The following is a 9,517-nucleotide window of genomic DNA, read 5'->3' on the forward strand; positions in this document are numbered from 1 at the left end:
CCTGTTTCTTCTTGGTCAAAATACCCCAATCCTCCATATCCGTTCGCGCCTCGTTCAGAGCGACCGCGCGATCAGTTCCTTCATGATCTCGTTGGTGCCGCCGTAGATCCGCTGCACCCTTGCATCCGTCCACATCTCGGCCACGGCATATTCCTGCATGAAGCCGTAACCGCCGTGCAGTTGCAGGCAGTCGTCCAGAACCTCGCCCTGCGTGTCGCTCAGCCAGTATTTCGCCATCGCCGCCTTTTCGACAGTCAGTTTGCCTTCCAGGTGTTCGGCGATGCAGGCGTCGAGAAAGGCGCGGGCCACGGTCGTCTTGGTCTGGCATTCCGCCAGCTTGAAGCGCGTGTTCTGGAATTGCATCAGTGGGCCGCCGAAGGCCTCGCGTTCCTTGCAATAGGCGATCGTGCGCGCCACCGCGCCTTCCATCGCGCCCACGGCGCCGCAGCCGATGATCAGACGTTCCTGCGGCAGCTGTTGCATCATCTGGTAGAAGCCGCGGCCTTCTGCCCCGCCCAGCAGGTTTTCCGGCGCGATCTCGACATTGTCGAAGAATAGCTCGGAGGTGTCCGCCGCGTGGCAGCCGATCTTTTCCAAATTGCGGCCCCGTGAAAACCCCTCGGCGCCCTCGGTTTCGACCACCACCAAAGAGACGCCTTTCGCACCCTCGGCAGGGTCGGTCTTGGCCGCCACGATCACCAGGTTGGCGTGCTGGCCATTGGTGATGAAGGTCTTTTGCCCGGTCAGCCGATAGGCGTTGCCGTCGCGGATGGCCCGCGTGCGGATGCCCTGCACATCCGACCCGCCCGAGGGTTCGGTCATTGCCAGGGCGCCCACGATCTCGCCGGAAACCATCTTCGGCAGCCAGCGTTGCTTCTGCTCTTCGGTGCCGTAGGCCAGGATGTAATGCGCCACGATGCCCGAGTGGATGCCATGCCCCCAGGAGGCGAGGTTGGCGCGGGCGGCTTCCATCAGGATCACCGCCTCATGCCCGAAATCGCCGCCGGCGCCGCCGTATTCTTCGGGGACAGAGGGGCAGAGCAGGCCCAGCTCCCCGGCCTGTTGCCAGGTCTCCGGGTCCATCTGGCCCTGCTTGCGCCACTTGTCGTAGAGCGGCATCCATTCGGCCTCGATGAACTTCGCGGTCATCTCGGCCAGCATGGCATGTTCGTCTGTCATCCAGTCGCGCGGCATCGGGGTTCCTATTTCTTGCGTTCGTCGAGGTCGGCGTTGAACAGGCGCAGCCGATGGGCCAGCGCCTCGCTGTCGGTCACGCTCTCGAAATGTTCGAAGAGGAAGGACAGGGCCTCGCCCTCGTCCAGCCCGGCCTCGTGGGCAAAGGATTTCAGCTTGCGATAGCCGTCCTCGGTCATGGCGACCGGGAAACGGCGGGTCAGGCGAAAGCGTTTGGGCATGGGTCCTCCGACGTCAGGGGCGCCGGGCGGTGTGATCCGCCACGGGCGCAGGGCGGGGGGATCCCCGCCGCCACAGCTTCGTCTCAGAAGGCCTCTGCCTCAAGCGCCATCACGGGGTCGGCCCCGGATTCGATGCGTTTCAGGTGCGTCGCCGTCATCGGCAGTTGTCTTGCCATGTAATAGCGCCCGGTGGCGATCTTGGTGGTCAGGTACTCGGCATCGCCGTCACCGGCCGCCAGCTTGCCTTTGGCCGTCCAGGCCATGCGCGCCCACATCAGGCCAAGGCAGACATGGCCGAAGAGATGCATGAAGTCGTAAGACCCGGAGAGCGCGTTGTTCGGGTTCTTCATACCGTGCTGCATGAAGTACATTCCCGCCGCCTGCAAATCCTTGGAGGCCGCCTTGAGCGGGTCGAGGAATTGTGTGTCGAACGCTTCGTCCTGACCCTTGTGGTCGGCAATGAAGCCCTTGACCATCTCGAAGAAGCCCATGACGTGTTTGCCGCCGTCCTGGCCCAGCTTGCGGCCGACGAGGTCCAGCGACTGGATGCCGTTGGTGCCCTCGTAGATCATGGTGATGCGGGCATCGCGCACGAATTGTTCCAGCCCCCATTCGCGGGTAAAGCCCGATCCGCCCAGCGTCTGCTGCGCCAGCACAGTGGTCTCGAACCCCTTGTCGGTCAGGAACCCCTTGATGACCGGCGTCAGCAGCGAAATGAGCCCCTCGGCCTGCGCATCCTCGTTGCGGTGCGCGCGGTCGATCATCGAGGCGCCCCAGAGGACGAAGGCGCGGGCACCCTCGGTAAAGGCCTTCTGGTCCATCAGGTTGCGGCGCACGTCCGGGTGCACGATGATCGGGTCGGCGGGGCCGTCGGGGTTCTTGACGCCGGTCACATCGCGGCCCTGAACGCGGTCCTTGGCAAAGGCCACCGCGTTCTGGTAGGCAACCGCGCCCTGGGCATAGCCCTGCAGGCCGACACCCAGCCGGGCCTCGTTCATCATGGTAAACATGGCGCGCATGCCCTTGTGCGGCTCGCCCACCAGGAACCCCTTGGCGCCGTCGTAGTTCATGACGCAGGTGGCGTTGCCGTGAATGCCCATCTTGGATTCCAGACCGCCGCAGGAGACCGCGTTGCGATCCCCCAGGCTGCCATCCTCGTTCACCATGAACTTGGGCACGATGAAGAGGCTAATGCCCTTCACCCCCTCCGGCGCATCCGGCAGTTTCGCCAGCACCAGGTGGATGATGTTGTCCACCATGTCGTGCTCGCCGGCGCTGATCCAGATCTTCTGGCCGGTGATGGCATAGCTGCCGTCATCGTTGGGCACAGCCTTGGTGCGGATGAGGCCCAGATCCGTGCCACAATGCGGTTCGGTCAGGTTCATGGTGCCGCCCCATTCGCAGCTGACCATCTTGGGCAGGTACATTGCCTTCTGCTCGTCCGAGCCATGCGCATGAATTGCATTGTAGGCGCCATGCGTCAGGCCCTGGTACATGTTGAAGGCCATGTTGGACGAAGAGAACATCTCACCCACCGCGGTCGCCACGACATAGGGCAGGCCCTGGCCGCCATACTCGGGATCGCAATCCAGCGCCGTCCAGCCGCCTTCGCGCATCTGGTCGAAAGCGTCCTTGAAGCCCTTGGGCGTGCGCACAACGCCATTTTCAAGGGAACAGCCCTCTTCGTCACCAACCGGGTTCAGCGGGGCCAGGACGTTTTCCGCCAGCTTCGCCGCCTCGCCCAGGATCGCGTCCAGCGTCTCGCGGTCGAGGTCGGCATAGCCGGGAATGTCCTGCGTGCTGAGCTGCAGCACGTCATCCAGGAGGAACACCTGGTCCTTGGTCGGCGCCGTGTAGATGGGCATGTCTCTCTCTCCCTGAAAGTCCTGCCCGCGGCCGCGCTTATTCGGCCGCGCGCTTTTGGTCCATCGAGGCCAGCATCCGCTCGCCCCATTTCATCTGGTCCTGCAACTCTCCGATCGCCGCGTTCAGCTCGTCACGCTGCCGGATCAGCTCCGCCAGGCGGTCCTGGGCCACGTCATAGGCCGCCGCCAGCTGCGTGCGCTGCTGGTCGCCCACATCGTAGAGATCCAGCAGTTGCCGGATTTCCTCGAGGCTGAAGCCGAAACGCTTGCCGCGCAGGATCAGTTTCAACCGCGCCCGGTCGCGCCGGGTGAACAGCCGCTTCTGGCCTTCGCGGATCGGGAAGAGCAGCTCCTTCTGCTCGTAAAAGCGCAGCGTCCTCGGGGTCACTTCGAAGGCGTCGCACATCTCCCGGATCGTCATAAGTTGCTCGTCTGTCATGTCTCGCATCCTCGGGTCTCCGACCGTCACAGTTCCGTCACGACAACCGAGGTGCGTCTTTCCGGGCCTTCATACAATGGGAAAACCGGGTGACGTAACTCATACGCTGCGTCACTTTATGCTTGACGTAAGATAAGGCAAGGTCAAGCCGCCATCCGCGCAATTTTATACCAAGTGGTAAAAATTTGCGGGGTAAGGAATTCCGGACCCTGCTTGACGCAGGGGCGTCTCACGTCAGGCAGAGTGCCCCAGTGAGTCGGCGGTCTGGTCGCGCAGGGCCTTTAGCTCGGTCATCGCCTCTTCCAGCTGCCTGCGTTCCTCGGCCAACTGTTTAAGTTGCCTGTCCGCCATCTCCAGCCAGGCCTGCATCTGGGCCTCGGTGCCTTCTTCCTCGTAGATCATCAGCCACTGGCGGATTTCCTCGAGCTGGAATCCGAACCGGCGACCGCGCAGGATCAGGGTCATGCGGGCGATCTCGCGCGCGCCGTAATGACGTGCGCGCCCCTCGCGCTGGGGCGAGATCAGCTCGATGTATTCGTAGTACCGCAGGGTCCGCGGCGTCACGTCGAACTTCGCGCACATTTCCTTGAAGGTCAGACGCGTCTCGTCCATCGCTTGTCTCCCCATCCGCCTGGGGCGAAATCTAAGCCCAGCCTGCCGGGGTGACAAGCCGCCTCGCCCCAGCCGGCGGAACGCCCCGCTTGCAGCGCCGCGATCCCGTGCCCATAAAGGCCCCAAGGAGATCCCGCATGAGTGCAGACAAGGCCGACATTGCCCGCCAGTTCATCGATTCCATCCCGCACTGCAAGGCGCTGGGCATGGAGATCGCCGAGCTTGGCGACGGCATCGCGGTGATCCGGATGCCCTATGACGCGCGGTTCATCGGCGATCCGGAAACCGGCGTGATCCACGGCGGCGCCGTTTCGGCCCTGATGGATACCTGCAGCGGGGCGGCGGTGATGAGCCATCCGAAGTCGCCTGCCGGCACCGCCACCATCGACCTGCGCATCGACTACATGCGCCCCGCGACGCCGGGCCAGGCGATCACCGCGCGGGCGGTCTGCCACCATATCACCCGCTCGGTCGCCTTCGTGCGCGCCACCGCCATGGACGACGACACCGACCGCCCGGTCGCCACCGCCACCGGCACCTTTACCGTGGAGAGCGAATGATGCAGCGTCCCGCGCCCGAACCCGTCCAGGTCATCAAGCAACGCCGTGACGCGGCTCTGTCGGCGCTGGTCTCCGGCGTGCCCTACATGCAGTACCTCGGCGTCCGTTTCGACCGGCGCGGGGACGAGCTGACGGCCCTCTTGCCCTTCGATGACAAGTTGATCGGCAACCCGATGCTGCCCGCGATCCACGGCGGAGTGACGGCGGCCTTCCTGGAAATTACCGCGATGGTCACCCTGAACTGGAGCTATCTCTGGCAGGACATCGAATCCGGCGCGCTGGACCCCGACAGCATGACCCGGGGGGCACTGCCGCGCCTGCCCAAGACCATCGACTTTACCGTCGACTACCTGCGCTCGGGCCTGCCGCGCGACGCCTATGGGCGCGCCCGCGTCACCCGTTCCGGGCGGCGCTATGCCAGCGTCCAGGCCGAGGCCTGGCAGGACAACCGCGACCGACCCTTTGCCCAGGCCAATGCGCATTTCCTGATGCCGCGCAAGGACGGCTGAGCGGGCCGCGCGCCTCGGCTGACCCAACGTAAAGGGGCGGCCCGCCCTTGCCGTTTCCGCGGGGCGCCCATATCCCGGGGGCATTCCCAGTCCCCGATCCCCGGCAAGCCATGACCGCGTCCCAGCCCATCACCCATGCCCGTGTCCTGACGATTGCCGTGCCGATCGTCATTTCCAACATGACCGTACCGCTTCAGGGCATCGCGGACACTGCCATCATCGGCCAGATCCCCGATGCCACGCCCATCGCCGCCGTCGCCGTGGGCGCCGCGTTGATCACCGCCATTCTCTGGATCTTCGGCTTTTTGCGCATGGGCACGGCGGGCATGACCGCGCAGGCACAGGGGGCGGGCAACCGGGCCGAGGTCGCGGCCCTGCTGACCCGGGCTCTGATGGTCGGCGGGGCAGGGGGGCTGTTGCTGATCCCGCTCTTCGGGCCGATCGCCGCCTTCGGTTTTGACCTGTCGCCCGCCACGGACGAGGTCAAGGCGCTGGCGCAGGGTTACATGGACATCCGCATCCTGTCGGCACCCGCCGCCATCGCGATCTATGGCATCAACGGCTGGCTCGGCGCGCAGGAGCGGACCCGTGCGATGCTGGTGCTGCAACTCTGGCTGGTGACGGTGAACGTCGGGCTGAACGTGCTTTTCGTCGTCGGCATGGACCTGGGGGTCGAGGGGGTGGCCTGGGCGACCTTCGTCGCCGACTGGAGCGGGCTCGTGCTGGGTCTCTGGCTGTGCCGGTCCACCTTCGCCAACCCGGCCTGGCGCGACTGGCCTCGGGTCTTCGACCGCGAACGCCTGCGCCACATGGCGGCCGTGAACACCGATATCCTGATCCGCTCGCTGCTGTTCGAAGCGATCATGCTCTCCTTCATCTTCTACTACAGCGCGGGGTTCGGCGTGGTGACCCTGGCCGCAAGCCAGGTGCTGCTGCATTTCATCGAGATCATGGCCTATGCGCTGGACGGCTTCGCCTTTGCCGCCGAGGCGCTGGTGGGCCAGGCCTTTGGCGCACGCGCGCTGGGCAGGCTGCGCCGGGCGGTCTGGCTGACCAGCCTCTGGGGCTTCCTGTCCAACCTGGTCTTCGCGCTGGGCTTTGCCCTGTTGGGGGGCACGATCATCGACGCGATGACGAAGGACCCGGAGGTGCAGCAGATGGCGCGCAATTTCCTGCCCTGGATCGTGGCGGCGCCGGTGCTGGGCCTGCCGGCCTGGATGCTGGACGGGATCTTCATCGGGGCGACCCGCACCCGCGACATGCGCAACATGATGGCGGTGTCCGTGGTGGTCTATTTCATTGCCGTTTCAGTGCTGATCCCGCTCTGGGGTGCGCATGGGCTCTGGGCCTCGCTGATGATTGCCTATGTCACCCGCGCGGTCACCCTTGCGCTGCGCTATCCGGCGCTGGAACGGGCGACGTTGGCAGCTTAACGCGGTGCTAACCGCGATGCGGTGAGATGGCACTCATGGCCATTTTGCCCGCTCACATCACGCCCGACCGCTGGCTGGCACAGATCTTCGCCTCGCAAGAGGCGATGGGTGGCGGCGTGGTCAAGCGCAAGATCCGCGATGTCGAACGGCTGGTGGGGCGCGACACCTTCGTCGCGGCGGCGGCCCGGCGCGGCTTTCAGGTGGTGGAGAACGACCGCCACTTCGTGATTTTCTGCAACGGACAGCCGATCCGCCGCGTGCGCTGAAGGGGCCTTCGAAGGCCCTTTGACAACGCCATTCCAATGGCGTTGACCAAGCGCGTTCGAACACGCTTGTCCAAGGCGCTTCGAACCGCCTGGCCGCCGGCCCCCGGCTGCGCGCCACCTGCTTTTGCCTCTGGCCTTTTCCGCCCCAAATGCCCTATTCAGGCGGCCAGACAGAGGAGAGGTGTTATGGACGATCTCGTGAACAGCTTCATGACCGGACCCGATGAAAAGGGCCGTTTCGGCATCTACGGCGGGCGCTTCGTGTCCGAGACGCTGATGCCGCTGATCCTCGATCTTGAGGCCGAGTACGAAAAGGCCAAGACCGACCAGAGCTTCTGGGACGAGATGGACTTCCTCTGGAAGCACTACGTCGGACGGCCCAGCCCGCTCTATTTCGCGGAACGGCTGACCGAACGCCTGGGCGGCGCCAAGGTCTACATGAAGCGCGACGAGCTGAACCACACCGGCGCGCACAAGATCAACAACGTCCTGGGCCAGATCATCCTGGCGCGGCGCATGGGCAAAACCCGGATCATCGCCGAAACCGGCGCCGGCCAGCACGGTGTGGCCACCGCCACCGTCTGCGCCAAGTTCGGCCTGAAATGCGTCGTCTACATGGGCGCCCACGACGTCGAGCGCCAGCAGCCCAACGTCTTCCGGATGAAACTGCTGGGCGCCGAGGTCGTGCCCGTCACTTCCGGACGCGGCACGCTCAAGGACGCGATGAACGACGCGCTGCGCGACTGGGTGACCAACGTGCGCGATACTTTCTACTGCATCGGCACCGTCGCGGGCCCGCACCCGTACCCGGCGATGGTCCGTGACTTCCAGTCGATCATCGGCAAGGAAGCCAAGGAACAGATGCACGAGGCCGAGGGCCGCAACCCCGATACGATCATCGCCGCCATCGGCGGAGGCTCGAACGCGATGGGCCTGTTCTTCCCCTTCCTCGACGACAAGGAAGTCAACATCATCGGCGTCGAGGCCGGTGGCAAGGGCGTCGACGAGAAGATGGAGCACTGCGCCTCTCTCACGGGTGGGCGCCCGGGCGTGCTGCATGGCAACCGCACCTACCTTCTGCAGGACGACGACGGCCAGATCCTCGAAGGCTTCTCGATCTCGGCGGGTCTCGACTATCCGGGGATCGGCCCGGAACACAGCTGGCTGCATGACGTGGGCCGCGCGAAATATGTCTCGATCACCGACAAGGAGGCGCTGGAGGCCTTCAAGCTTTGCTGCGAGACCGAGGGCATCATCCCGGCGCTGGAACCCTGTCACGCGCTCGCTCATGTCGCCAAGATCGCGCCCGAGCTGCCCCGCGATCACATCATCTGCATGAACATGTGCGGACGGGGCGACAAGGACATCTTCACCGTCGCCAAGCATCTGGGTGTCGACATGTCCGGCACCGAGGGGCGCAGCGCGGGCTGATCCGGCGCTTTCGGGGCCCTTCCGGACACATCCTTTTGAATCAATGGCTTGGCGCCCATAAACTTCGGTTTATGGGCGTCTGCATGTGGTTTAGGGGGTGTCTGATAAACCCCTGTTGAGTTCCACCCCCGGTGCGCTGCGGGCAGATTGTCCGAGGTTGCCGACTTGATCGGTCAAACTCGTCGGTCACCTGCCGTCGCCTGATGTCCCACACCGGTCCCCGACCGCCCCGTCCGGTTCCCCGTACCGGGTCAAGGCACACTCACGGAACGCGGTCATCGGTGTAAGGCCTCGGCAGGTGGCCGACACATTTTCCACTGTCTCCCCGCAGGGGATGACCCCGGAGCGAATGAATGTCATGATGAAGACCCGGATCACACGAACCCAGACTGTCATGGCCATGACCCCGACAACCACCCTCATGATGACGATGACCACCCTCGTCACGCCCACAACCAAGCTCAAGCTCATGACCAAGCACCGCCGCCCGCGCCAGACCAGCGACATGGAGACGACGCGCAAGACAAGCACGGGCGCCTGGTTCGTGGCTGTGTAGCTGCGCCATGCGTCTATTCCTCATCTGCATCGGACTGTTCGTCAGCCTGCTCTGCACGCCTCCCGCGATGGCGCAGTCCTACCGCGACCGCGTGATACAGAGCCTGACCGACCAGGGCTTTTCCAATTTCCGCGTCCGCCGCACCTGGCTGGGCTATGACCAGATCATCGCGCTCGGTCCCGATGGCCGGCGCGAGGTGGTGCTGAACCCCTCGACGGGGGCGATCCTGCGCGACTATCTCTACACCTCCGAGACGCCCCGCTCTGGCAGTGCGCCGCTGGCCCGCGGCAGTACACCGCCTGCCGGTTCAACGCCGCCAGAGGCGGCGGATGCGGGCACCACGGCTCCACCCGATGCCCAACCCGATACCGCCCCGCCCAACGAAGGCGCCCCGGGACAGCAGGACAAGGACGGCCCTCCGGGCCAGGCGG

At 64.9% G+C, this 9,517-nt stretch carries 12 protein-coding genes; 7 read left to right on the forward strand and 5 right to left on the reverse strand.

The annotated features are described in order from the left end of the window. Nucleotides 1–54: 54 nt before the first annotated feature. The 5 genes from PVW46_RS21255 to PVW46_RS21275 form a co-directional block, all read right to left on the reverse strand. Complete coding sequence (locus PVW46_RS21255) at nt 55–1,179, reverse strand: acyl-CoA dehydrogenase family protein (protein ID WP_274577484.1); 1,125 nt, start codon at nt 1,177–1,179, stop codon at nt 55–57. Between the two features lie 23 nt (nt 1,180–1,202). After that, a complete protein-coding gene (locus PVW46_RS21260) occupies nt 1,203–1,415 on the reverse strand; it encodes a hypothetical protein (protein WP_069209703.1) in 213 nt (70 codons plus the stop codon). A gap of 83 nt (nt 1,416–1,498) precedes the next feature. Continuing rightward, entirely contained in the window at nt 1,499–3,280 is a 1,782-nt protein-coding gene (locus PVW46_RS21265; RefSeq protein ID WP_069209702.1) for an acyl-CoA dehydrogenase C-terminal domain-containing protein, read from the reverse strand. 37 nt (nt 3,281–3,317) lie between these two features. Continuing rightward, nucleotides 3,318–3,719, reverse strand: a complete 402-nt coding sequence (locus PVW46_RS21270; protein WP_043146119.1) for a MerR family transcriptional regulator — start codon at nt 3,717–3,719, stop codon at nt 3,318–3,320. Nucleotides 3,720–3,953: 234 nt separating this feature from the next. Continuing rightward, entirely contained in the window at nt 3,954–4,331 is a 378-nt protein-coding gene (locus tag PVW46_RS21275) for a MerR family transcriptional regulator (protein WP_043146120.1), read from the reverse strand. 137 nt (nt 4,332–4,468) lie between these two features. On the opposite strand from PVW46_RS21275, the gene PVW46_RS21280 reads away from it, so the two are divergent. From PVW46_RS21280 to PVW46_RS21310, 7 genes are all read left to right on the forward strand, one after another. After that, a complete protein-coding gene (locus PVW46_RS21280) occupies nt 4,469–4,891 on the forward strand; it encodes a PaaI family thioesterase (RefSeq protein ID WP_043146123.1) in 423 nt (140 codons plus the stop codon). Continuing rightward, nucleotides 4,891–5,400: a PaaI family thioesterase gene (locus tag PVW46_RS21285; protein WP_043146124.1), complete on the forward strand. Its 510-nt coding sequence runs from the start codon at nt 4,891–4,893 to the stop codon at nt 5,398–5,400. Before PVW46_RS21280 ends, PVW46_RS21285 begins: the two co-directional genes overlap by 1 nt. Nucleotides 5,401–5,510: 110 nt before the next feature. Next, nucleotides 5,511–6,833 carry an MATE family efflux transporter gene (locus PVW46_RS21290; protein ID WP_274577487.1) on the forward strand — a complete coding sequence of 441 codons (1,323 nt, stop codon included), beginning with the start codon at nt 5,511–5,513 and terminating at the stop codon, nt 6,831–6,833. A 35-nt stretch (nt 6,834–6,868) separates the two neighbouring features. After that, entirely contained in the window at nt 6,869–7,099 is a 231-nt protein-coding gene (locus PVW46_RS21295) for an N-(5'-phosphoribosyl)anthranilate isomerase (protein ID WP_069209701.1), read from the forward strand. 186 nt (nt 7,100–7,285) lie between these two features. Next, complete coding sequence (trpB, locus tag PVW46_RS21300; RefSeq protein ID WP_043146130.1) at nt 7,286–8,530, forward strand: tryptophan synthase subunit beta; 1,245 nt, start codon at nt 7,286–7,288, stop codon at nt 8,528–8,530. 400 nt (nt 8,531–8,930) lie between these two features. Further along, nucleotides 8,931–9,086, forward strand: a complete 156-nt coding sequence (locus PVW46_RS21305) for a hypothetical protein (RefSeq protein WP_274577489.1) — start codon at nt 8,931–8,933, stop codon at nt 9,084–9,086. 7 nt (nt 9,087–9,093) lie between these two features. Further along, nucleotides 9,094–9,517, forward strand: a 424-nt coding sequence (locus PVW46_RS21310; protein WP_274577491.1) for a hypothetical protein, incomplete at its 3' end; no start/stop codon positions are given.

Origin of the sequence: Mameliella sp. AT18, from assembly GCF_028807275.1 — a bacterium.
GTDB classification, from domain to species: domain Bacteria; phylum Pseudomonadota; class Alphaproteobacteria; order Rhodobacterales; family Rhodobacteraceae; genus Antarctobacter; species Antarctobacter albus.